Raw genomic sequence first — 25,786 nt, 5'->3', positions numbered from 1 at the left:
TTTCGCGAGTCAAGCCAAGCCTAAAACTTCAGCTGATAAGTGGTTTATCGCTAGCGATGATGCCATTGTTATCCGCATAAACAAACATACCCGAATTCAACGTCAAATCACCGAAGCTGATTTCGATATCCGTTTGACCTTCATCACGGCGGGTTGATTTGCGCGGGATACAACCAAGCGCCATCACACCAATATCCATCTCTGCCATGTCATCAACATCGCGGACACAACCATATACAACAACCCCAGCCCAGCCATTATCGATAGCCGATTGTGCAATCATATCGCCTAGTAGTGCACAGCGCATAGAGCCGCCGCCATCAACAACCAATACCTTGCCATTGCCTTCTTTATCTTTGCCATCGCTATTCAACAGTGACTTAACACGGCTATTGTCTTCAAAGCACTTGACCGTCACGATTTCACCGCAGAATTTGTCTTTTGCACCAAACTGACGGAATGACTTACCTTCGATGTTTGGTAAGCATACTTGCAACTCAGGATTGGCATCCAATAGATCACAAGTCACAAAATTCCCTCTATCCATTTGTATCGATTCTGACATTGCTCCTGCTCCTTGTTTTAGTGTTTCACCTGACTGTTATTTCAATACTTATTGATGCTTTGATAATAGTTATTGTGTTTTTTACTCTTGTATTCTTGTTCTAATGCAATCTTGTCCTAATGCAATTAACAATCGATATCTGTAACTTTCCAGTTTTAAGACTGAATCTATCACTAGAAAAGCTGTCCTTTTATTTTTTAACACGGGTCATCGCTAGCATCTGCTTATTTTCGATAATGTCAGTACGCTTGATTTGAGGTTCAGTACGATATTTACTACGATGGTAGATATCATGAGCGCTCATGGCCATAGCACTAGCAACGCGTTTAGCAGAAATAGGATGTAGCGATAGCGACTCTGATACCAAGGGAGAAATAAGTTTAAAGGCTTTTTGACCAATGCTCTCAAGCGGACGGCCTTTATGTTTGCCAAGCAATAGTGACGGACGGAAGACGACCAATTGGCCAAAATCTAATGCCATAACAGCCTGCTCTGTCTCAGCCTTAACTCGATTGTATAAAAAACGACTGTCAATATCTGCATTCATTGAAGAGAGTAAAAAGAAATTCTCTACCCCTTTATCACGACACAACTTAGCAAAGTTTACGTTATAGTCTCGATCTACCTTGCGAAAAGCCTCATCACTACCAGCCTGCTTTTTTGTCGTACCCAAACAACTAAAAGCATCCGTGGTTCGATCGGCACCAACACTTGCAAACACTTCAGAGAGATTATCAAAATCATTGATTTGATAAAAACGCATGCTGGCATTAATGTAGCGTGGCGGGCGACGAGCAATCACAATCAATGTGTCATAAAGCTCACTCAGTTGCTTTACCAAATGCTGCCCTACTAACCCCGTTGCGCCAATCACAATTGCTTTTCGCTGCATACCCTATCCACTTATATAACATTAGATGAACTATATTGATGAGAAAATACCTATATCAAGGTCTATCGTTAGAATATCATACCTAAATTCCTCAATAACTGACGCTATTATATAGGATATATTGTAAGAGATTTTATCAACCCTCTATGTCTGTCAGCGCTTACTACTGATTTAGTTACTAGAATGACCCAAATTCGATGATATTACGTAACTTCTTTGAGCATTAATCATCAAATATATTGTCCTTAGTTCAATAATTTGCTAAGATAATCGGCTTTACACGTCAACGCTGTTTAATTATTCCAAACAGCTCTGACGCTTACGATGATCTATTCATATTAGATACTTTAATATCAGACATCGACATCATATTTGACGAGACGGCTGCTCGTCACCGATGATTGTTAAACCCATTATTGCAATCAACATTCATATTTTTATCTATCTTTATCAAGGAGATACGCGTGGCTAATACTGCACAAGCTCGTAAACGCGCCCGTCAAAACACCAAACGTCGTCAGAACTCTGCGTCACAACGCTCTATGGTTCGTACTTACTTAAAACGTGTTGATGCGGCTATCGCAGCTAAAGATTATGACGCGGCTACCGAAGCTTACAAAAAAGCGGTACCAGTTCTTGATCGTATGGCTGACAAAGGTATTATTCATAAGAATAAAGCTGCTCGTCGTAAGAGCCGCCTAAACAAAACAATCAAAGGCCTACAAGCTTAAGATTTGTATTGGTTAGACCGCATTTCGCTTTTATAGCGTAATGACTAAAACCTTGTCACTGGTTCTAATACCGTGGCAAGGTTTTTTTACGTCTACTAGAATGTATTAAATGAATTGCTTCCCTATCAACTCATTTCAATGTGCGATTAAGAACAAAACATCAATTCCACTGCACTTCTGGTGGCAATAGCAACTTACTAGGATGGTAACCAGCTGCACGATAACCGTCTAATAATGAACTAATCGGCCGAGTATATACCTGACCTCGCCAAATAAAATGCGCGCTCGCTTGATCAAATGGCTTATCATCGAACCATAAGAATACGCCCTCCATCATCTTTGGCCAATCATTCCAATCAATCTCTACCACATCGAACATAACGGCTAAGAACGCAGATAGCAACGTATCATGACTCACAGCAAGCATCAGATGGCCATGCTGCGGCTGATTCTGGTAAAAAAGCGACAGGATATCCAAACCGCCTTGATAGGTGTTTTTAGTCCCTTCGAGATTGCCTTGCAAAAAACGATTAATAAAGTTCAGGACGCCAATTTCTTTGAACACAGGGTTGGCTATTTCAGGCTCGGTGACGAGGCTACCAGGCTCAACTAACAATGATTGATGCGTAATGTCACGCCGTAGTCCTGCCCCCTCTTGCATCAGCTGCGCGGTATCGATACAACGCCCAATGGGGCTAGAGATACTATCGACATCGAGCGAATATGGTAGATGACCTGATAACCAACGACCCCAAGACTTTGCCAGTATGCGTCCTTTAGGAGTCAACGGTAACTGATAGCTGGCAAAACCATTACCATCAGAACGCTCGCGTAAAGAGTGCCTAGTAAATAGAATCAGCCGCTTATTTTCAGGCAATAGACTGACGGAGGAGATCATGCTATTTGGTAGGTGCGAAGGTGCAGGCGCGCTTGGGGTATGACTCGCAAGCTTGTCAGCAGATATTTTTGACAGGGTGTTATTCAAATATTTACTCATGACAGCAAGCCTAGCAGATTTCTTATCAGGAATGAACCACAGACAAATCTAGTTGCAATATATCTTATAAATACTCTGCACTCTTTAAAAAAAACGCTTTATTCAAAAGAGTCTATGTCTAGAATAAATGAAGATTTACAAGATATTTACACACGGTCCTAGCCAATATCAATAACTTTGTCCCATGCAAACTCTAATGCCGTACTACTAACCTCATTTGGATAGGCTCGTGGATTGACGATCACTCGCGTATTACCAATTCTATAATCAAATGCTTCATGAGTATGTCCATGTACCCATAGCATCGGTGCCCAGTCTTCGTGCATCCACCCTGACAAGTCACTAACGAAAGCCGCATTACTCGGTAGATTGGCATATTTTTCAGATACTGATAACGAACTGACGCTGTGATGACTCATGACTACTGTTTTTTTACCAAGTTTATGAGATTCCATCAAAGCTTGCTGTAGCCACTGACGATGCTTGGCATGAATCTGCATAGATACTTCAGGCGAAAACAGTTCGTTGCCTGCATAGATTTGCTTATAGTCACGCATAAAATGACGAGCAGCGGCCATGGTGTCTTCGTTAGCATGATACTGATAATCAGTCCAAAGCGTACAACCTAAAAGGCGTATATCACCAATATCGATATGCTGACATTGTAATACGCGAACGCCTTGATTATACGCAGCATCATAGTTATCCCAAGTTGCCAGTTTACGGTCAAAGCTCAATACGTCTTCATCAAAGTATTCATGATTACCAGCGATAGTAATCAGGGGAATTTCTAAGCGCGCCGCTTGTTCTTGCAACCACGGCATACCTTTGTCGCTATTAGCAGTATCCCCTGCTACCAGCACTATATCTGCATCAGTTTTGGGAATATGTCCAACGGGGTGCGATTGACGTGCATAACTATCAATATGTAAGTCACTCAATATCTGTAATTTCATATTATCCAACATCACTTAGTGGCGTTATTATTAAAAATCTAATTAGCGATAAACGCTCATAGCAGTACTACTGATCTTTAGCTACATGAGCGTTGTCAATATAGTTATTATATTTTAGAAAGGTTGTAAGAATAAATTTAAGTAGTGTAGCAGCTTTTCCTTGACCATCAAAAAGTAAAAAGACAGCCATTTAGGCTGTCTTTTTTTCTTAACATCTATTCAAACTTAAATACTTTGAAGTATTGTCTGTAGTTTAGCAGCAGGGTCTGAGGCTTGAGTGATCGAACGACCAATGACTAAATAATCGGAACCGTCTATTAGCGCCTGACTTGGTGTACAGATACGTTTTTGATCATCCGCATTGTCTTCAGCTAGGCGTATGCCAGGCGTTACCAGTTTAAAATCCTGACCACATAATGCTTTAAGTGCCTTTGCTTCTTGAGCCGAGCAAACTACCCCATCTAGACCAGCTTGCTTAGTCAGTTGTGCTAGTCGGCTTACTTGGGTATCTAAGCTATCAGTGATGCCTGTTTGCATCAACGCTTCACTATCCATAGAGGTTAATACAGTAACTGCAATAAGTAAGGTATCGAGATCTCTATCTAGCAAGCGCTGTTTTGCCAACGACATGGCCTCTAGACCTGCGCTAGCATGGACATTCACCATCCATACACCAAGTTCAGCGGCAGCCAATACTGCTTGAGCAGTGGTATTCGGAATATCATGAAATTTCAAGTCTAAGAACACTTCAAAATCACGTTGATGTAATGCCTTGATGATATCAGGACCACAACGCGTAAACAGCTCTTTACCGACTTTCAATCGACATTGGGATGGATCTAACTGGTCAGCTAACGCTAAAGAAGCCTTTACCGTCATATTGTCTAGAGCGACGACAACTGGAGAGTTAATTACTTTATTCATGGTTTTACCATATATTTTGAAGTTATCAAAGTATTGTATTTGAGGTCAGTACTGCGATCGTTGAACTGTCACTTAGCAGAGCACCTAAAAGATTACCTAAAGACTTAATCTCGTCTACGCTTAGATAGAGTAGAGCCTTCAGTTAGGCTAGTTGCATCGGTATTGTGCACGTTAGTAGCAGAAGCACCATAAACAGCTTCATCTACTGTTGGCGCGCTTGCTTGACGATCGATAACTGTATTGGCTTGAGTCAATTGCTCTTGCAGGTTTGCGTTTGCTTTTTGCAGACGTGAGATTTCCCACTTATTCTGTAGCACACGAAAGATAAGTAATGCCAGTAAAATACCAATAACAATACCTAGCATCAAACACAAAATAAGTAGCAACCCTAGATTCATCGTAGGTGCTTGTGAAAACAGTAGGTTGACTCCGACCTCAGTATTATTTGCCAATACCAAACCAAGTGAATAGGCAAAGCTCAAGAATAGCAATACAAATAGTAGAAAGCGCATGAGACAGTTACCTCTGTTTGGAATGATAAATTTTGACGGTTAGATAGCCAGTGCTGGTTTAATTAACCGTTTGCTACCGTATCGTTTACTGCTTCGCGTAAAGCCTTACCTGGCTTAAAATGTGGAATCGCTTTAGCCGGTACAGGTACGCTTTCACCTGTCTTAGGATTACGTCCCATACGGGCACGGCGATGATGTAGACAAAAACTACCGAATCCGCGAACTTCGACTCGGCCATCATTGGCTAAAGTATGGGTCATCAAGTTTAAGATTTCACGCACTGCGTCATCAACCACGGTGTCTGCCATGTTGTCACAGTTTGCACTCAAATTACTAATAAATTCGGATTTGTTAATCGCTTGCTGCATTATTACGCTTGCCTTGTTGATTGATGGATAAGCTGATGATAAGTCAACGCTCTATAGTACGTAATTGCGTTTGTATAATTAAACTATATATACTGAATCTTTGAAAATTAACATTCAGAATCACATTATGACTATAAAAAGCTTATAACTATCATCTCGTTACTCAATGGTGCAAATGATAGCGGATATTAGCGTAAATGGGAATAAGAGTTTGCCCATTTGGCTAAAAACCTCTCTTACTAACTGTATTAATAAAATCTAATCATAAAAAAAAGCGACCGAAGTCGCTTTTTTTATATTACTTTTATGTCAATAGTTTGCAGCTTACTGCATTTGCTCTTTGATCAAATCACCAATAGTTTTTGGCTGTGCATCAGAACCTGGAGCAGCAGTCGTGCTAGTGCTGCTTAGTTCTTTAATCGCTTGACGCTCTTCAGCTTCGTCTTTCGCTTTGATAGACAAGTTGATGTTGCGTGTTTTACGATCAACACTGATGATTTTCGCTTCAACGTCATCACCAACAGTCAGATGCTTAGTTGCATCTTCAACGCGGTCACGTTGGATTTCAGAAGCACGTAGATAAGCTTCAACTTCGTCAGCAAGTTCGATAGTAGCGCCTTTAGCATCTACTTCTTTTACTTTACCATTAACGATAGCACCACGGTCATTGTTGACTAGGTATTCGTTGAATGGATCAGAGCTTAACTGCTTCACGCCTAAGCTGATACGATTGGCTTCTGCATCTACAGACAATACCATTGCTTCAACGGTGTCACCTTTGTTGTAGTTACGGATAGCATCTTCGCCAGTTTCGTTCCAAGAGATATCAGATAGATGAACAAGACCATCAATACCACCGTCTAGACCGATAAAGATACCGAAGTCAGTGATTGATTTGATAGTACCAGTGATTTTATCACCACGCTCATGTTTCTTATCAAACTCATCCCATGGGTTAGCTAGAGTTTGTTTGATACCTAGGCTGATACGACGACGTTCTTCATCGATATCAAGAATCATTACTTCAACTTCATCGCCCACTTGAACCACTTTAGATGGGTGGATGTTTTTGTTGGTATGATCCATTTCTGATACGTGTACTAGACCTTCGATACCTTCAGAAATCTCAGCGAAACAACCATAGTCAGTCAAGTTGGTTACGCGAGCTTTTACAACACTACCTACTGGGTAAGTGCCGCCAACGTTATCCCAAGGATCAGTACCAAGTTGTTTTAGACCTAGGCTAACGCGGTTGCGTTCACGGTCAAACTTCAATACTTTAACTTTTAGGTCTTGGCCAACTTCAACAACTTCAGATGGGTGCTTGATACGGCGCCATGCCATGTCAGTGATGTGCAATAGACCATCGATACCACCTAGATCAACGAACGCGCCGTAATCAGTAAGGTTCTTAACGATACCTTCGATCTCGATGCCTTCTTCAAGCTTGTTCAATAGCTCTTCGCGCTCAGCTGAGTTTTCAGCTTCCATAACTGCACGACGGCTAACAACAACGTTGTTGCGTTTCTGGTCAAGTTTGATGACTTTGAATTCTAGCTCTTTGCCTTCAAGATGCGTTGTATCACGGATAGGACGTACATCTACCAATGAACCTGGTAAGAACGCGCGTACTGAACCGATATCTACAGTGAAACCGCCTTTAACTTTGCTTGAAATGATACCTTTAACGATTTCATCGTTATCAGCGATTTTTTCAAGGAAGTTCCAAGTTTCAACACGTTTAGCTTTCTCACGTGACAGCAAGGTTTGACCCATGCCGTTATCAACCGCTTCAACTACGACATCAACGCTATCGCCAACTTCAACTTCAAGTTCGCCTTCTTCGCTTAAAAACTCTTCACGAGCGACGATACCTTCAGATTTAAGACCAGTATCTACTGTGATCCAATCGCTATCGATGGCCACAACAGCACCTGTAATAACCGAGCCACGCTCGATATCTAGGCCCTGCTCTTCAATGCTCGCTTCAAATAGTTCAGCAAATGATTCCATTATGTCTACCTTTGTATAGCCGTATCCTGTCCAGCACAGTACGGATCAAATTTATGATTGTATAGAACGAAATACTGGTTTTATATCCCATACAATCATATAAAAAAACGTTTGTTGATAGCGAGCTCATTATAATTAAAACTGACTAACAACAACTGTCTTATATCGAATGCAATATCTTGAATAAACTAAGTTTTTCTTATGGCTTCAATAAAATTTAACTTAACCGTATTATTTTATACTAAAACAATGATTAATAGGAAACTTTTTAGTACTTAATATGTTGTTTTTACTAGCTATTAAATGACTAGCTAGTGAAAAAAACACCTTTATCTTGGCAATGCTTCTTAACCTGCTCATATACTGCATCAGCATTAAGCGCTGAGCTATCAAGTAATAATGCATCTGCCGCAGGCTTCGATGGCGCTGTACTGCGATTTTCATCACGATCATCACGCTCTTTTATCGTCGCTAAAATCGCCTCAAAATCTGCTGTTTGACCAGCATTCAATAACTGAATCACACGGCGCTCTGCACGTGCTTCAGCACTGGCCGTCAAAAACACCTTAACATCAGCATCTGGGAAAACAACCGTACCCATATCGCGACCATCAGCAACCAAACCTGAACGAGTGGCCATATCTTGTTGTAGCTTGAGCAATGCTTGACGAACTTGTGGAAAGACAGCTATCTGTGATGCATAGCCTCCGACCGTTTCATTGCGTACTTGCTCACCTACTGCTTGTCCATTAACAATGATATCTACACGTCCTGAGTCATTGTTTGGTACAAACGCTATCTCTAAGCTTTCAGTCAATGCTAATACAGCATTTTCATCAATTGGTTGGCTAGTATCTGCGCTGATTAAACCCGCTTCAAAGGCTTTTAGCCCAACAATTCTATAAAGCGCACCAGAGTCTAACAACTGATAGCCTAACACTTGTGCTAGACGCCATGTGACCGTACCTTTACCAGCGCCACTGGGACCATCGATACAAATAACAGGGTAGCGCACTGATGAGGTATGGCTATCCTCTGTATTGAGTAAAACATTATCAGGTGTAGAACTAGTCATAATACTTACTCAATAATATGCGTTACTTATATCGCTTATCGTATGTCATTAATAAAACAATATTTATTCGTATGTTAAGTCTTTAATAGCCCATTGAAATGGGTGCTATCAAATAGGGCAATATTATAGCAAAAAATCATCGTGACCACTAGCACCAAGACTGATATCTTGTTTATTAGTATTTTGAGTTTACATAGTGGCCTTATTCTTTTTCGCCGCTTGCCTACGCTCACGAAAAAATGTCTTAAGTATTTGACTACTATGCTCGCTGCATAATCCACTATAGGCTTGAATACTGTGATTATAGAAAGGTTGTAATGATAAGTCCATTTGACTACCAACCATCCCAGCACGCGGTTCACTCGCTGCGTACACCAGCTTGTTTACACGCGCATGAATTAATGCACCAATACACATTGTACACGGCTCCAGAGTGACATATAAAGTAGTCTGTAGCGGCAGTCGATAATTTTCTAAACGCGTACAAGCATCTCTTAATGCAACTATCTCTGCATGAGCAGTAGCATCATGGCTACTGATGGGTTGATTAAAACCTCGGCCGATAATCTGCTGATCATGTACCAATACCGCACCTACCGGCACCTCTCCACGCTCAGCACCTTGCTTAGCAAGTTGGATTGCTTGTTGCATCCATATAACATCTTCAGCTAACCAAAAGGTGCTGACCTGAATATTTAAAGATTGGTACGGCATTAAGCTTATATTCTGTATATTTTGCATTTATTGTGGTAATTGCCAGTCAATTGGAGTTTGGCCATACTGCACCAAGTAGTCATTTGTTTTAGAAAAAGGTTTAGTGCCAAAAAAGCCGCCACGGTTCGCCGCTAGTGGTGATGGATGTACCGCTGTCAGAATCAAATGCTTATCCGTATCGATATACTTGCCTTTCTTCTGGGCTTTACTACCCCACAAAATAAATACGGTATGCTTTGTCTGTTCATTGACTGCATCGATGACAGCATCAGTAAACTGCTCCCAGCCTTTATTTTGATGACTGTTTGGCTCGCCTTCTCGGACAGTTAGTGAGCTATTAAGCAGGAGAACGCCTTGCTGTGCCCAGTATGTCAAATCGCCATGCGCTGAAGGCCGAATACCAATGTCATCTGCCATTTCTTTGAGCAAGTTATTCAATGATGGTGGCTTTGGAATGGCTTTAGGAACAGAAAATGATAACCCCATAGCCTGACCTGGACGATGATAAGGATCTTGGCCCAAGATTACCACTTTGACTTGTGATAACGGCGTGAGATTAAGCGCATTGAACATCAAGGGTGCAGGAGGATAGATACTGTCGTCCGACTGATACGCCTCTTTTAAAAAAGCGCGTAGATTGTCCATATTCTCAGACGTTAATTCATCTGCTAATGCCGTTTTCCAATCTTCTGGTAAACGAACATTGTCTAAAATCGCTTGTTTTTGTTCTGGAGTCTTGGTTGTCGGTTCATCAAACAGTTCCATAGTGTGTCCTTTTTATACTTTTTATCTTGTTATAAGTTCAATAGTTTTGTTAAAGCCAGCTTACTGTAAATAATCATACTAACAAAAAATGATATGAGCTTTGTTGATGAATTATAGCAATAAAAAAACGGCTACCGCAGTAATACAGTAGCCGTTTTTGTGACATCAACATTAAACAACTTAGCTAGCTAGAGACTCAGAATCAGGATGTGGCTCATGAGTTTCAACAACTGTTAGAATAATACGACTATCAGCTGAGCCTTTGTCTGACACCTTATCAAGCTTCATCGTATCATTCTCTTGAGAATCATCGACTTTAGGCTCTAAAGTCAGATGTACGACACCGCCATTGACCAAATCTCCAAACAAAATCATACTTGCCAATGGTTTTTTGATTTCATCTTGAATCAGACGTTGCATCGGACGTGCACCCATTAGACGGTCATAGCCTTTATCCGCCAAGTAGTCACGTACATCATCATCAATCTCTAATGTCACTTGTTTATCATCAAGCTGTACTTGCAATTCCACCAAGAACTTATCGACAACCGATACAACAACTGACGTATCTAGAGGGTTGAACTGAATGATAGCGTCTAAGCGATTACGGAACTCTGGCGTAAAGACACGTTTCAGCGACTCTGTGTTGTCACGACTATGGTCTTGTTGCGTGAAGCCCATTGACGAGCGACTGATACTATCAGCACCAACGTTCGTTGTCATAATAACGATGACTTGCTTAAAGATAGCAACACGACCATTGTTATCGGTCAACGTACCATGATCCATCACTTGTAGTAACAAGTTGAACACATCTGGATGCGCCTTTTCAATCTCATCAAGCAACAACACGCAATGTGGATGCTGATTGATTTTTTCGGTGAGTAAACCGCCTTGATCATAGCCAACATAACCTGGAGGCGCACCGATCAAGCGTGATGCCGTATGTGCTTCCATATACTCTGACATATCAAAGCGTACTAATTCTACACCTAGCAAGTTGGCTAGCTGACGCGACACTTCTGTTTTACCCACACCAGTTGGACCTGCAAACATAAACGAACCAATTGGCTTATCAGGTGCTTTTAATCCTGCACGTGATAGCTTGATAGCATCGGCTAACGTGGCAATCGCCTCATCTTGACCAAATACCAAGTGCTTCAGATCTCGATCTAAATGCTCAAGGATACTCTTGTCATCACTCGATACAGATTTAGGTGGAATACGTGCCAGTTTAGCAATAATAGCCTCGATATCAGCCACATCGATTTTCATCGGTGGCTTTTGACCTTTTGATAATTTCACACCATCTGCTGGTTTAGCACTATCGCTTGCTTTCGCAGTCGCTGCTTCATCCTGCATTTCATTGTCTGTATCACCATCGATACCTTCGATATCAGCATCAATCTGCGCATCAAAATCTTGCTCTAAATCAGCAATGAAACTTTCTTCCGCTTCGATATCATCGACATCAGGCACCACACCTAAGCGCTTATACGCACCTGCTTCGTCAATCACGTCAATAGCTTTGTCAGGTAAAAAACGCTCATGAATATGTTTGGCTGATAACTGTACCGCTGTGACCAACGCTTCATCCGTATACTCAACATTATGGAATTCTTCATAACGAGGTTTTAGACCACGCAGGATATCGATAGTGTCATCCACACTTGGTTCTTTGACATCGATTTTTTGGAAACGACGCGACAATGCATGATCTTTTTCAAATACTTGGCGATATTCAGTAAAGGTTGTTGAACCTATACAACGCAGCTCACCGTTAGCAAGCGCTGGCTTGATAAGGTTTGATACATCCATATTGCTGCTCATAGATGAACCAGCACCAATAATCATATGAATTTCATCAATAAAAAGAATAGCATTTGGTTTTTTCTTTAGTGCATCAAGCAACGACTTCATGCGTTTTTCAAAGTCACCGCGATACTTAGTTCCCGCAATTAGTGAGCCAATATCAAGGCTATAAATCACGCAACCGTTAAGTGGCTTTGGTGCTTTATCGTTAATGATTAACCATGCTAAACCTTCAGCGATAGAGGTTTTACCTACACCAGGCTCACCTACTAGCAATGGGTTATTTTTACGACGACGGCACAGTACTTGGGCGGCACGTTCAATCTCAGAGGCACGACCAATCAAAGGATCCGTTTTACCTTCGGCAGCTCGTTGATTTAGATTGGTCGCAAATTCAACTAAGGGATCTTTACTGGTCTTTTCAGAAGCACTACGACGCTCAGTACCTGCTGAACCGCGTGATTCAGATGGCTCTTCTTTGTCTTGACCGTGTGATAAATACTGGGTTAGCTCAAGGCGACTGATACCTTGTTTTTTAAGCAAGTAGACAGCATAGGTATCATGTTCTGAAAACATAGAGACCAAAATATCAGAGCCTTCTACCAAACGACCACCGCCGATCGACTGCACGTGAAAAATAGCACGTTGCAAGATACGATCAAAGCTTTGAGTCGGCTGCGGTGACTGTTCTGTATCAGCATCAATAGTTGGCGTGTGTTTATTAATATAAATCTCAAGCTCAGTACGCAACGCCGAGACATTAGCATTACAAGCAGTCAACGTATTGGCAGCATGAGTGTTTTCTAATAAGGCCAAAAGCAGGTGTTCAACAGTGAGATACTCATGCGATTTTTGGCGCGCAAGCGTCATTGCTAAACGTAGAGAAACTTCAAGATGACGACTTAACATAACAACTTCCTACGGTTATATCTATCTTTATAATTGATAGTTTTATGAATGAGTTAGTAAGTAAATCAGGGCGGTAGATGAATTGTTCAAGGGCTATATTCGTATTATTAGAAGTCATGAATCAATGAGGTGAGCGGTAGACTATTGATTAAATACTATAATCTCGCTATCAGCCAACCGTAATCATAACTATCCATGGCCGCTTTTCTTTATATCAACACGATACTTCGATGGAGTCAATCTATTAACACAGACTAAAATGTATCAAAGCGTGCTACAAGCTAGTAGCGACAACCTTAATAACGAATATTAAATGTTGAAAAATTGATTAGATAGAAAGAGAGATTGATATTTTAGAAGCTAGAAATGACATGGTTTTAGCAAGTTCAACGGAGATACCTAGTCTAAAACTATTGAACAGGCTATTTTAATAGATAGGGTTATTTGCCATATAAATCAATACTATATGAATAATAAAACTATTTTAAGAGGCAAATTTCATATATAAGAGAGGTGACTGAAAAGTTAAAAAAGCTCACTATAAAGGTGAGCTTTGAGAAGGATTACTTAGAAATAAGGAACAGTAGGTAAAACTTTAATAGAGCCATATATCAGTACAAGAAACTAATAAATTGCTCTACTCGCCTTGATGCGGTTCGATTTGGGTCAATAATGGATAGCCTTCACGATGTGCCAGACTATTTACTTTTTTGGCCTTAGTCTCGGCGATATCTTTGGGATAAATGCCAGCAATGCCTTTGCTGCTATTATGAATGGTCAGCATAATCTCAACTGCAGAATCCATACTATGACGAAATTCTGACTGCAATATGTATACAACAAACTCCATCGGCGTGTAGTTGTCATTGTACATAACGACCGCATACATGGGCGGTTTGGCTACTTCAGGCTCTGCGACCAATACATCTGCTTGCGGTGACGTTTCGCCATCGGTATCACCGTCTTGTGCACGATGAGCAGGCATATTGGGAAAGTGCCAATCAGCAACCGTTGGCGTGGCTTGTGATATCATTTTTTTCATCATAATCAAAATATAATTATAAGGTAAGTTTAAGATAGAGAATGTTAAGGCAGGCGATAAGGCATGGTATAAAGCACAACCACTAATTAAGGTCATTGTGCTTTGATTTCAACCACAGCATCGTCACTGAGTATTTTATTAAGACATGAGGTAATTAAGGTACGATAGGACTTTCATCAACTTCTGGTAAATCTAGGAGCGATGGTAGCATGTTATCCACCCTATCACCGAGCTTCCAGTCATACAATTGCTCTACTTTCTGACCACCAGCTTGCAAAGTCAGTTTAGCTTGCAATGGTCTAAAGCCTGATGGCATTACAAAGCGACCACGTATCCGAACGATACCTTCGATCATATGGTATGCAGGGTCAAGTGGCACCTCTACAAGGTCATCATTGTTAAGTAGCGTCAATACAGGCCTCAATCGTTTGGCTTGACCATCGCTACTGAGCATCCCAATATCAAAACCATACTCAAAAGCATTTTCAGGTAATGGCGAAATTTTGGCACCTAATACCTGTAAAGGCATACCACCTTTCTCACGGATGACATCTGAATATAGCTCATTGAGCTGTGATACTTGTTTATTTTCTACCGTCAATTCTTGCTGGCTTTCACGCAGTTCTTTTAAATTAGCCAAACTGATGGCCAGTTCTTGTTTGGCAGTTGCCGCTTGGTTAATGGCTATCTTATTGCTAAGACGCAAATCTTCTAGTGCTTGTGTCGCTTCAGTGCTATCGATGATTGCTTGCTTGGCTTCTGTTTCCATCGAATGGAGGCCACGTTGGTAGCCAAGCTTATGACCGAATACCAGTCCAACCACCGCTGTCACTAATACTGCCACTACAAACAGTGCCAATACCAATGTAGAAGCGCCGCGTTGTGAGCTAGCAATACCACTTATAGGGACATTATTATTTCTAAAGGAATGCTGTTTGCGCTCCAAGCTAGGTATAACCGAGTCTTTGCACGATAGACGTGCTGGCTGTGAGCAAAAGCGTAGTACGAGCTGAGAACGCATTTAGACAGTATCTCTTAAGGGTAAGGGCAAGTCATTATAGCCGAATTTATAATCAATACCTAGCACCGCAAATGTGAATGATTGGAATATGAAGTCGTTGATATTAAGGAACAATCGGTGCAAAGTTCAGCCCCATTGACTCGTCAAAACCAAACATCACATTCATGTTTTGCACAGCCTGCCCAGCAGCACCTTTGACTAAATTATCTTGAACAACGATAACTGTTAGCTCAGCACGCTCATTGTCCTGATGTACGGCAATACGTAAACGGTTACTAGCGCGAACACTGCGCGTATCGGGATAAAGCCCCTTTGGCATGACATCAACAAACAACTCTGACGCATAGCTATTGTCAAACGCTTGCTGCCAATCGATAGCCGCACCAGCATCGGTCAGTTCCATATGAATAGAGCTTAGCATGCCACGAATCATCGGTACTAAATGCGGCAAAAAGCGAATACGGTGCGCGAACTGACTGTCTAATAACTGTGCAACACCCTGCTCAATCTCTGGTAAATGACGATGGCCTTCGACGCTATAAGCCTTAAAGCTATCTGTTGTCTCAGCATAATTGAGTGCAAGTGATGCTTGACGACCTGCACCAGACACGCCAGATTTTGCATCGATAACGATACGAGACTCAATCAAACGCTCTGCTTGCTTATTCTGAGCTTCGATAATTGGTTTTAGACCCAAAATCGCAGTGGTTGGATAACAGCCTGGGTTGCCTACTAGTAACGCATTCGCAAGCTTGTCGCGATTGATTTCTGGTAAGCCGTAGACTGCTGTTTTCAACAGCTCAGGACAAGCATGTGACTGTTTGTACCAGTGCTCAAAGTCAGTCAGTGACTGCAAACGAAAATCAGCAGCCAAATCGATGACCTTGACGCCAGCTTGGGTAAGCGCTTCAGCTTGCTTCATTGCAACACCATGCGGAGTCGCAAAAAATACAACATCACATTTTTGCAATGCAGCAAGCGTATTATCACCCAAGTCGCTAAAAACGATGTCAGACACACCGCGTAAGCTTGGGAAGATTTCATCAGCACGAGTGCCAGCTTCGCTACGAGAAGTTAATAAATCAATAGAAACCTCAGGATGAGCAGATAATAAGCGAATGAGCTCAATACCCGTATAGCCTGTACCGCCGACGATCGCTGCTGAAATCATAAAACACCCTTTTCTTGGTAAATACTAAATATACACTGATAGATTCTATATTTGCTTATAACTCATTCAGTTCCATAAATTATACAGTTCTACAAATGCGAACAAAGATAGAATCACTCTCTAAATATTCTGACTCTTAAATTTTATAGTCGTGTACTGCATCCACAAACACTTTGGCGTTGTCAGGGTTAACCCACTGGGTGATACCGTGACCTAAGTTTGCTATGTAACCAGTCTTTTCACCGTCAGCGTAAGCACGGTCAAGCATGGCGTTCACTTCAGAACGAATTGTCGCAGGCGAACCGTATAACGTCGCTGGATCTAAGTTACCTTGGATAGCCTTGCTGCTTTGCAGTTTTTTATGCTTTTTGGTCAACTGACGCTGACTCTCAGTCAGTACTTGACGCGCACGATCAATCGGCATCGTCCAGTCTAGACCTAGCACATCTGCTTCGCTGTCAGCCTGAATATCAAGCCATAATCCACCACCTTTAGTGAATAGCACTACAGGTACTTGTGGATGACGTTCCTTTAGTTCGGCGACAATACGTTTATTATAAATGTGTGAGAATTCGATAAATTGACGATGGCCTAACGCCCCGCCCCAACTATCAAATATCTGTACAATTTGAGCACCAGCGACGATTTGGGCATCTAAATAGTCAATAACTGACGTCGTAAGCTTGTCTAATAATTGATGTAAAAAATCAGGGTTACTATACAAAAAGCCTTTGGTATAACGATAATCTTTCGAGCTACCGCCTTCTATCATATACGTAGCCAACGTCCACGGACTACCAGAGAAACCAAATAATGGAACTTGACCATTCAATGCTTTACGAATGCTGGTTACGGCACGCATTACATAGTCTAGAGAGTCGTTTGGCTCAAGCACTGGCAATCTATCAAGATCAGCTTGCTTACGAATAGGATGTTTGAACTTAGGACCTTCACCAGTTTCGAAATACAAGCCCAGTCCCATCGCATCAGGAATAGTTAGAATATCACTAAACAAAATAGCAGCATCTAAATCATAACGGCGTAAGGGCTGTAGAGTCACTTCAGTAGCGCGGTCTGTATCTTTGCACAGACTCATAAAGTCACCCGCTTCAGCACGAGTGGCCTTATATTCTGGCAAATAACGACCAGCTTGGCGCATCATCCATACCGGTGTGGTATCAATGGGCTCAAAACGTAATGCACGTAGCAATCTATCATTTTTTAAAGGTGCAAACTGTTGCTGAGCCGAGTTACTACCGTCTGAAGCACTCATGTACAAATCTCCAAAACAGCACAATATCCATATTTATAAATGGATATTGTGCTGGATAAAATAAGTTGAATAAAAAAGGTTATACGAAAGCTTTATACAGTTAATGCAAGATTGTCGCGGTGTACCATGACGACACGTTCTTCGCTACTGCCAAAGATCTTATCGAACTGTTCGGTACGCTCACGAGCGACGCGGCGCGCATCATTCGATGAGAAGTTTACCTGCCCAACGGCAATACGCTCACCTGTATCTTGATGAATGATTTCTACCACATCACCTTCATCAAATCCGCCCTGCACTTCTACAACACCCACTGGCAATAAACTTCTATTGTGCTCAGTCAATGCTCTTGCAGCGCCTGCATCAACGACCAAGCTACCTGACATGCGCAGATGCGCGGCTAGCCACTGTTTACGCGCGATGATTTTATCTTCGTCATTAGTCGTCAGCAAGGTACCTACAGCTTCGCCTGAAACCACACGGGTAATAACGTCATCGATAGCACCGCTGACGATAACGGTAGGACAGCCACCCATTGCAGCAAGGCGTCCAGCACGGATTTTGGTCAACATACCACCGCGTCCAAGCTTACCGCCGTCTCCTGCAATATCAAATAAATAATCAGCCATTGCACGCTCTTGGCGAATCATCTTGGCATCAGGATTATCACGTGGGTTATCAGTGAAGACACCTTCTTGATCAGTTAAGATAATGTACAAATCAGCATTAACCATTGCGGCTGCCATCGCACCCAAGGTATCGTTATCGCCAAATTTAATTTCATCGATCGTGATGGTATCGTTTTCGTTGATAACAGGTAGTACGCGCCACTCTAATAACTGTGTCAGCGCACCAGTGGTATTAAGATAACGGCTACGATTAGACAAATCATCGTGAGTTAGCAGTAGCTGCGAGCTTTGAATGCCATGCTGAATCAAAGCTGACCACCATGTTTCAATCAAGCCCATTTGACCAATAGAAGCACAGGCTTGTAGTGCTGCTAGTTTCTTAGGACGTTCCTCAAGGTTCATACGTACCACACCTTCAGCAACAGCACCTGATGATACCAGCAGTACCTCAACGCCTTTTTTGTGCAGCTTAGCAATTTGCTTTGCCCACTCATATATGGCAGTACGATCCAGCCCTCGACCGTTATTGGTTAATAATGATGAACCAATTTTGACAATAACGCGCTGAATATCAAAGTTGCGAGTTTGCTTAACAAATCTTGCTTCTTCCATCGTGTTTGCTATGTCATCTGCCATATAAACTCCTTTTTTTCATATAAATTGATTGTAGGGATTAAATTCACAATTCAAGTATAACTGCTCAAGCATACTAGCTTAAGGAACGTACATTACCTCAACGCCATCGTCATCATCGTCGTCAAAATCAGACGCATCCAAGCCTTCACGCGCCGCTTTACGAGCTGCACGATATGCTTCACGCTGTGCTTCAGTGTTAAGACGTACTTCAGCTTCTAGACGCTCAAAACGTTCTTTTTGTGCTTCAGCGAAGATAGGATCTTCTAGTTCACGCTCACGCTCAAGTTCGATATCATTCATCAAATGATATTTGACCGCATCAACGCCTTCACCAGTTAGCGTTGCGGTACGGAAGACCATACCAGTCCAACCAAGCTCTGCGACGATATGAGTACAAAGCGCATTCAAATCTTCATCATTGACCTGATCAATTTTGTTTAATACCAAAATCTGCGGCAAGTTGGCCAATTCAGGAGAAAAACGCTCAAGCTCGTTTAAGATAACGCGAGCATTCTCGACTGGGTCGCTGCCATCAACAGGTTTAACATCAACTAAGTGTAGCAGACGACGCGTACGCGCAACATGTTTTAAAAAGCGAATACCAAGTCCTGCGCCTTCTGACGCACCTTCAATAAGACCAGGAATATCTGCCATCACAAATGAGCGATGACGACCAATATCGACCACACCCAAGTTTGGTACTAGGGTAGTAAACGGATAGTCAGCCACTTTTGGTCTAGCAGCAGAGACTTGACGGATAAAGGTCGATTTACCAGCATTCGGCAAACCAATCAAACCAACATCAGCCACTACTTTTAGCTCAAACTTAAGAACTTTTAGCTCGCCTTCAAAACCTGACGTCGCTTTACGCGGTGCCTGATTGGTCGAGCTTTTGAAATGGGTATTACCCAGACCACCATCACCACCTTTGGCAATCAGTAGTGTCTGGCCAATCTCAATCAAATCGCCCAATACTTCGTCTGTCTCGGTATCAACTACCGTGGTACCAACTGGTACTGGTAAATAAAGATCATCAGACCCTTTACCTGAACAGTTTCTACTATGGCCGTTCTCAGCACGCATGGCGTCATGACGACGCGTATAACGATAGTCAACTAGGGTGTTGGTGTTGTCTTCTGCAATGACATACACATCTCCGCCCTTGCCGCCATCACCACCATCAGGTCCACCACGCGGGACATATTTCTCTCGGCGAAAACTGGCGATTCCGTTACCACCGTCACCTGCTTTTACCGTTACGACGGCTTCATCAATAAATCGCATCTTACGTTCCTTAATTCACAATCCAGTCTAGAAACTGGTTACAACCAACGGTTGTATTTTGGGGTTTTGCTATGTTGTTGCGTCAAAATAAACACTGTATAAAGTCTACTTTTACTTAGTGCCCATTATGACAATAACACCCGATAATCAATCGGACTATCGGGTGTTTAAGTATGACAGTTAAAGTCCTACCAAGCTATTCAAAGTAATATCTGCTACAGCGCAATCTTATGACACGATAGCCCTACTATACTTGGTATGACGTTATTGCTCTACTGTATTTAGTAATCTATGCTGGAATCTGAGCGTAGCTGATTCCGGCCATTTGTGTCGCCAAACGCAATACCTGAGTACTATAACCTACTTCGTTGTCATACCAAACATATACGATAGCTTGGTTGTCAGTCAAAATAGTGGCTTGAGCATCGATAATACCAACATGAGTCGTACCAACGAAATCCGTTGATACCGCTTCTGTAGAATCTGTATAAGCAATCTGCGACTGCCAAGTGCTGCTGTTAGCCGTTTTGCGCAAGAACTCATTTAACGCATCAGCGCTTGCTGGTGCAGTTTTTAGATTCACGTTCAAGATTGCTAGGCTGACGTTTGGTGTTGGTACACGAATAGCGTTACCTGTTAGCTTACCGTTTAGTTCTGGCAATGCTTTACCAACAGCTTTTGCAGCACCAGTACTGGTGATAACCATGTTCATCACAGCACTACGACCACGGCGGTCTGCTTTATGATAATTATCAACCAAGTTCTGATCATTGGTAAATGAGTGAATAGTCTCTACATGACCATTTACAATACCGTACTCATCATTCAATACATTCAGCGTTGGCGTAATCGCATTGGTCGTACAGCTAGCAGCACTAACGATCGTATCATCACCAACGGTGTCATTGTTCACGCCATAAACGACGTTTTTGATATCGCCGCCAGCAGGGGCTGTTAGTAGCACTTTTTTCACGCCAGTAGACTGTAAGTGCTTGCCAAGGCCCGCTTCATCTTTCCAGATACCTGTGTTATCGATAACAAGAGCATTGTCGATTCCATAAGCAGTATAGTCGATTTCGCTTGGGTCTTTGGCATAGATAACTTGTACAAAACGACCATTAACGATCATGCCGTTATTATCATCATCAATGCTAATGCCGCCTAAGAATCTACCATGGATTGAGTCACGCTCAAGCAATGAGATACGCTTAGCCAAGTCACCAGCAGCGGCTGGACGTACAACAATCGCTTTTAGTTGTAGACCTTTCGCACTTGACGCTTGTGACAATAGCAGACGAGTCAAAATACGACCGATACGGCCAAAACCGTAAAGCACAACATCCGTCGCGCCATTTACAGCACCAGCGTTATTGATAGACTGTAGAGCCGTTTGTAAGTCAGCATCATTAGCAATCAGTTGACCAACATCGATACGAGTGGCTTGGATATCAGTGTTTTCTGAGATAACTTTTACCATCGCTAGAGTATCAGCGATATCGATAGCCTTGGCACCATGGTCCCGTAGTGCTACTTTTTGATGTAAAGCAAGTATTTGACCAACTGAGGTAGAGTCTAGCGTTTCACCAAACAAAGTCACTTGTACGTCTTGCTTGTTATAGAGCTTGTTTAGTAGCCCCATAAGCTCAATCGCTTGTTGCTCTTGATTGTTGTAGTTGTTCAAGTGGTCTTGATGTAATTGGCGTAAGGTATCAGCGTTGCTCACGAGAAACATCCTTATGGTCAGTAATGTATGATCAATAAAATATGAAGAAGTGTAAAATAGATAGGTTGTGTATGCTCTAAATGGCGACTCTAATATGATAATCAACCACTATCAATATGGGTTATTGACGCTAGAGTATTTGAATCGCCTAGATTTTAGCCTAAAACGCCTCATTTTGCCAGTAGTAACCGATTAGCTAGCGTGCATAATAGGTTTTACTCTCGTATATAGCTCTTATATATAATTCTCATATACAGCTAGTAATAAAAATAAAGGCAGCTTTATATGCTGCCTTATCGAGACGTAATGAAATAATAATTGCTATAGGGCTTAATTAACCAAAGCAGTAAATTTAGTTATAACACTTATGGTGCTAGACTCACCGTTTGGTTGCTCTGCGACGTCAATGTAAACTCTTTTAAGTCATAACCTTGCTGCTGAGCAATTTGACGATATTTGGTATACGTTTCCCGACTAATATTTGGCGAGCGTGCTAGTAGCCATAAGTATTTTTTATCAGGCGTCCCTACTAGCGCAGTTTTGTACTCTGAATCACGTGCTAGCACCCAATAATCAGCACGGCCGACTGGAATCCAACGAATCCACTTCGGTAAGAACGTCACTTTTAGTTTGCTACCGCTTTCATCGACTGGCTTAGCTAAACCTTCTGCGACAATACCTGAACCGTCCTCGCTCACACATTTGTTAGTAACCGTGATTCCTGAGCCGTCATCTTTTTGTGCATAGTTAGCGGTCACATCACCAGCACACTTGCGCTGGAAATACACTGGCAAACGACCAATCTCATACCAAGTACCTGCATAGGTATTTAGATCTACGCTATCTACAGTAGTTGGCGTACTTGCAGATTTATAAATAATATCACTTGGCTTAACCGATAGCATATCGGTCGTGGTCTTCTCATTCATCACATCATCAGACATTCCATTAGTTGCCATGTTCATTGGCGGCGTGGCTGCATAGGCTGAGAACGCTGCTAACGGTATAATAATCGCTAAGGCAATGCCTGTATGTTTGATCAGTCCATTCATAAATATGCGCTCCGGTATTTCTTTGTAAGATGAATTATTTGTTGATGCATCACTCATTTGCTCAGCGTCGATGGCCTGTTCAGAACTACTGTTTAGATTATCTATTTGATCCTCTAACAGTCCTGACATTAGTGGCTCATCTTCATTTAGTTTTTGTGGTTGTTTCTTTGGTGATGACTTATAGCCAGATGATTTGTAGCCACTAGCCACGTCATGATTGTCCTCATTGCTATTTTTTAGATCTTTGCTTATTTCATTGTTACTCATAGCTGACTCTTTTGCCCTAAGGCTTTTGTCGGCGCTTTTGTATCCAAAATAGCTGTCTTGCGAAGACGTGTCTTTTGCCAGATGGTGCGAATATTCGCCATTCGAGCTGTCACGATTATAGCTAGCATCGTTACTAGCTTGGTTTGTCTGTTGGGTATCATCGCCATATTCATTGTCATTGAGCGATTGCTTAGGCTGCTGAAGTTGAGAACCAGCTGCCTGTGAATCAGTCCATGCTGACTCAGGTAACTTATTGGTTTTCATAGGAGTACCATTCTTAAATAGTGATTGTTAAAAACGCTTTATGTACGGCATCTATTTGGTCTCGTTTTCTAAAAGCCATTTGCTTTGGTATAAATTATTCGTGCAAAACTTGACTCTACAAAAGCTTTTTTATTATTGTATTTTGAACATCACTTTTGATCAGTCACTCGTCTATAGAAATAAGATCAACGTATCGTAGATATGCAATATATATTAAGGACAACTGGACTATTAAAACAGTAGTGCAATGTAGGAAAACGCAACGGTTTGTAAGTAACTATGGGGTTTGAGTGTTGTTTGAACACATCATAACCACATAGTTACTTGCTGGATAACTAAGTTAAAAATCAGTTATTTGAACTTACTAAGCTTAATACAGAAGTCTAATGCGGGTCACATTCAGGCAAATGGCACGATGGATTCCCTATAGCTTTCTTGAAGTATGCGGATTATATAAACTGACGGATACCTGCCACACTGATACCGCCATATTGCAATGCTTGATTGAGCGTAGCAGGCTCCAGCCCGCCTAACCCAATGACAGGCATATCAGCTAATTCTGCTAACTCTGACCATACTTCCCAGCCAAGCGGTGTGTCATCAGGATGCGTTTGGGTAGCGAGCACAGGCGATACGAAAGTACCAATCACTGGTGGTAATGCATTCTGTATGCGCATGCTGGCAAGTTTGTTGGCTGCCGTTATGCTTGCAATGTCATGACAGCTGACGATAAGCGGATAGTCTTTAGATAACGACTGTGTAAGAGCTGTAGAACTGCCTACCTCATTGAAACACTGCATCAGTGTCGAGTGTGTTAAATGCTTAGCAATTATCCGCTGGCCAGTTTCTGTCTCATTAGCGGTTGGTGATTCCTCAACATTCAAAGGCTGCTTATTATCATTAGGTAAAATCGCTAAAATATCTGGGCGTACCGTCATCAGTTGCTCAGCAAGATGCTTAGAATTTGCATCCTTCAATCGGATATATACCCCTGACTCTGATGCTAACTTTTCTTGATGATGCTGTAGCCATGCTGCCGCTGCATCAGTGTGTGTGTTGAAATGTGCCAGAGGATAAGTAATCGCTATCTTCGATGGGAGTTTCAACCATTCAAGGATTGTCTTATTAGCAGCAGGCAGATAATACTCTCCTGCCAAAAGCTGTGATTTGCTTACCCAAGTTAATGCCTGCCCTTCTAAACCTTGTTCACAGTGTCTATGCTGCTCGTACTGCTCTGCTGTCAGCTCAATCTTATAAACCTGTAAGCTGACCTGCTTGTCGCCATAATCATGATGCAAACGCCCAAGCTTAACGATAGTATTATCATCAAGTAAGATACCTGTCTCTTCAGCCACTTCTCTTATCAACGCCTGCGCTGCTGACTCATTTGCCTCTATCTTTCCGCCGACGAACTCGTAACGATTTCCTTGATGCTGAGTAGCATCTCGAAACCCAAGCAAATACTGATCTTTATAATGAATGACAGCCACTGCAACATTTACGATGCTAGGTTTTTTAGTTTTCGTATTACTATTTGTTTTACTGTCCGGCTTGGTTTCTGATTGTTGATTTGACCCGTTCGACATACTTATATCCTTTATTTCAGTGTTTACTCTGATTATTTCTGATAATTTAATAGTTTTTATAGACTAGATGATTTATTTAAATTTATCACCTAACCTACTAATTTATATAGATAAAAAATTCATTCGAGATGGTTTATGACAGTAAACTTGGATAAGTTTACATAATAACTGCATTTTATTTTATCAATTGCCTTGCAAATTTATCAAATCTAAATGATAATTATTATCGTTAAAAACAATTACGCTATGGTTAGCCAATTTTTTAAGCCACTTCTTCTCAAAAGGAATTTACTATGAGCATGGTCATCTCTCGTTATTTAAACTGTCGTGAAAACCGTCTACCTACTTTGCAATCACAACATCTATTTGCACTGACTAAAGAGGTACGTATCGAGCATGAAGGCGAAGAATATCGACTACGCCTAACTCGCAACAATCGCTTGATTCTAACCAAGTAAAGTCTATTTCAGTGACACCTTTTTCAATACTTCTATAAAAAAACGCCTTCATTATGAGGCGTTTTTTTATAGGTCATATAGTTTAAAAATCACTTTAGAAACTAACTCGATCAACTTTAATCAAAAAGCAGTTGTCCTCTGAATACA

The 25,786-nt window shown here is 41.7% G+C and carries 23 protein-coding genes; 2 read left to right on the top strand and 21 right to left on the bottom strand.

What is annotated here, in order from left to right; translation table 11 throughout:
• Positions 1-28: 28 nt before the first annotated feature.
• Positions 29-547: a ribonuclease E activity regulator RraA gene (gene rraA / locus JMX07_RS01065; protein ID WP_413786648.1), complete on the bottom strand. Its 519-nt coding sequence runs from the start codon at positions 545-547 to the stop codon at positions 29-31.
• A gap of 208 nt (positions 548-755) precedes the next feature.
• Complete coding sequence (locus JMX07_RS01060; protein ID WP_201571930.1) at positions 756-1,457, bottom strand: NAD-dependent epimerase/dehydratase family protein; 702 nt, start codon at positions 1,455-1,457, stop codon at positions 756-758.
• 464 nt (positions 1,458-1,921) lie between these two features.
• Here JMX07_RS01060 and rpsT point away from each other — a divergent pair, with 464 nt between their 5' ends.
• On the top strand, positions 1,922-2,188 hold the full coding sequence (rpsT, locus tag JMX07_RS01055; RefSeq protein WP_010200097.1) for a 30S ribosomal protein S20: 267 nt from the start codon (positions 1,922-1,924) through the stop codon (positions 2,186-2,188).
• Between the two features lie 160 nt (positions 2,189-2,348).
• On the opposite strand, the gene JMX07_RS01050 is transcribed toward rpsT, so the two are convergent.
• The 19 genes from JMX07_RS01050 to JMX07_RS00960 all read right to left on the bottom strand — a co-directional run bounded on the left by JMX07_RS01050 (position 2,349) and on the right by JMX07_RS00960 (position 25,181).
• Entirely contained in the window at positions 2,349-3,185 is an 837-nt protein-coding gene (locus tag JMX07_RS01050; RefSeq protein ID WP_201605555.1) for a histidine phosphatase family protein, read from the bottom strand.
• Positions 3,186-3,343: 158 nt separating this feature from the next.
• Complete coding sequence (locus tag JMX07_RS01045; protein ID WP_227684575.1) at positions 3,344-4,141, bottom strand: metallophosphoesterase; 798 nt, start codon at positions 4,139-4,141, stop codon at positions 3,344-3,346.
• A gap of 225 nt (positions 4,142-4,366) precedes the next feature.
• Complete coding sequence (gene pyrF / locus JMX07_RS01040) at positions 4,367-5,065, bottom strand: orotidine-5'-phosphate decarboxylase (protein WP_160023008.1); 699 nt, start codon at positions 5,063-5,065, stop codon at positions 4,367-4,369.
• 104 nt (positions 5,066-5,169) lie between these two features.
• Entirely contained in the window at positions 5,170-5,577 is a 408-nt protein-coding gene (locus JMX07_RS01035; protein ID WP_101206142.1) for a lipopolysaccharide assembly protein LapA domain-containing protein, read from the bottom strand.
• 62 nt (positions 5,578-5,639) lie between these two features.
• Positions 5,640-5,945, bottom strand: a complete 306-nt coding sequence (locus tag JMX07_RS01030) for an integration host factor subunit beta (RefSeq protein WP_057759195.1) — start codon at positions 5,943-5,945, stop codon at positions 5,640-5,642.
• A gap of 324 nt (positions 5,946-6,269) precedes the next feature.
• Positions 6,270-7,958 carry a 30S ribosomal protein S1 gene (gene rpsA / locus JMX07_RS01025; RefSeq protein ID WP_201605551.1) on the bottom strand — a complete coding sequence of 563 codons (1,689 nt, stop codon included), beginning with the start codon at positions 7,956-7,958 and terminating at the stop codon, positions 6,270-6,272.
• 307 nt (positions 7,959-8,265) lie between these two features.
• Positions 8,266-9,033: a (d)CMP kinase gene (gene cmk, locus JMX07_RS01020; RefSeq protein WP_102094434.1), complete on the bottom strand. Its 768-nt coding sequence runs from the start codon at positions 9,031-9,033 to the stop codon at positions 8,266-8,268.
• Positions 9,034-9,222: 189 nt separating this feature from the next.
• A complete protein-coding gene (gene tadA / locus JMX07_RS01015) occupies positions 9,223-9,747 on the bottom strand; it encodes a tRNA adenosine(34) deaminase TadA (protein WP_227684574.1) in 525 nt (174 codons plus the stop codon).
• Between the two features lie 27 nt (positions 9,748-9,774).
• Positions 9,775-10,512: a uracil-DNA glycosylase gene (locus JMX07_RS01010; protein WP_201605546.1), complete on the bottom strand. Its 738-nt coding sequence runs from the start codon at positions 10,510-10,512 to the stop codon at positions 9,775-9,777.
• A gap of 180 nt (positions 10,513-10,692) precedes the next feature.
• A complete protein-coding gene (locus tag JMX07_RS01005; RefSeq protein WP_201605544.1) occupies positions 10,693-13,233 on the bottom strand; it encodes an AAA family ATPase in 2,541 nt (846 codons plus the stop codon).
• Positions 13,234-13,870: 637 nt separating this feature from the next.
• The gene (locus tag JMX07_RS01000) at positions 13,871-14,266 is read right to left on the bottom strand and encodes an ATP-dependent Clp protease adaptor ClpS (protein WP_101206289.1); all 396 of its coding nucleotides are present in this window, start codon (positions 14,264-14,266) and stop codon (positions 13,871-13,873) included.
• A 163-nt stretch (positions 14,267-14,429) separates the two neighbouring features.
• Positions 14,430-15,296, bottom strand: a complete 867-nt coding sequence (locus JMX07_RS00995) for a hypothetical protein (protein ID WP_201605529.1) — start codon at positions 15,294-15,296, stop codon at positions 14,430-14,432.
• A 103-nt stretch (positions 15,297-15,399) separates the two neighbouring features.
• Complete coding sequence (gene argC, locus JMX07_RS00990) at positions 15,400-16,467, bottom strand: N-acetyl-gamma-glutamyl-phosphate reductase (RefSeq protein WP_201605526.1); 1,068 nt, start codon at positions 16,465-16,467, stop codon at positions 15,400-15,402.
• Between the two features lie 136 nt (positions 16,468-16,603).
• Entirely contained in the window at positions 16,604-17,740 is a 1,137-nt protein-coding gene (gene hemE, locus JMX07_RS00985) for a uroporphyrinogen decarboxylase (RefSeq protein WP_201605523.1), read from the bottom strand.
• 92 nt (positions 17,741-17,832) lie between these two features.
• The gene (gene proB / locus JMX07_RS00980) at positions 17,833-19,005 is read right to left on the bottom strand and encodes a glutamate 5-kinase (RefSeq protein ID WP_057759177.1); all 1,173 of its coding nucleotides are present in this window, start codon (positions 19,003-19,005) and stop codon (positions 17,833-17,835) included.
• A gap of 78 nt (positions 19,006-19,083) precedes the next feature.
• Positions 19,084-20,289, bottom strand: coding sequence for an Obg family GTPase CgtA (gene cgtA, locus JMX07_RS00975; RefSeq protein ID WP_160022994.1), 1,206 nt, complete (start codon positions 20,287-20,289; stop codon positions 19,084-19,086).
• 289 nt (positions 20,290-20,578) lie between these two features.
• A complete protein-coding gene (locus JMX07_RS00970; RefSeq protein ID WP_201605520.1) occupies positions 20,579-22,021 on the bottom strand; it encodes a glyceraldehyde-3-phosphate dehydrogenase in 1,443 nt (480 codons plus the stop codon).
• 356 nt (positions 22,022-22,377) lie between these two features.
• Entirely contained in the window at positions 22,378-23,595 is a 1,218-nt protein-coding gene (locus JMX07_RS00965; protein ID WP_201605518.1) for a lipocalin family protein, read from the bottom strand.
• A gap of 449 nt (positions 23,596-24,044) precedes the next feature.
• Complete coding sequence (locus tag JMX07_RS00960) at positions 24,045-25,181, bottom strand: NUDIX domain-containing protein (protein WP_201605516.1); 1,137 nt, start codon at positions 25,179-25,181, stop codon at positions 24,045-24,047.
• 299 nt (positions 25,182-25,480) lie between these two features.
• Between JMX07_RS00960 and hemP the strand changes: the two genes are divergently transcribed.
• On the top strand, positions 25,481-25,639 hold the full coding sequence (gene hemP / locus JMX07_RS00955) for a hemin uptake protein HemP (RefSeq protein ID WP_227672156.1): 159 nt from the start codon (positions 25,481-25,483) through the stop codon (positions 25,637-25,639).
• Positions 25,640-25,786 lie beyond the last annotated feature (147 nt).

The sequence above is a fragment of the Psychrobacter immobilis genome, assembly GCF_904846235.1.
Taxonomy (GTDB): Bacteria; Pseudomonadota; Gammaproteobacteria; order Pseudomonadales; family Moraxellaceae; genus Psychrobacter; species Psychrobacter immobilis_C.
The sequence above is the reverse complement of the archived record's forward strand: the minus strand, read 5'-3'. Positions and strand labels throughout refer to the sequence as shown.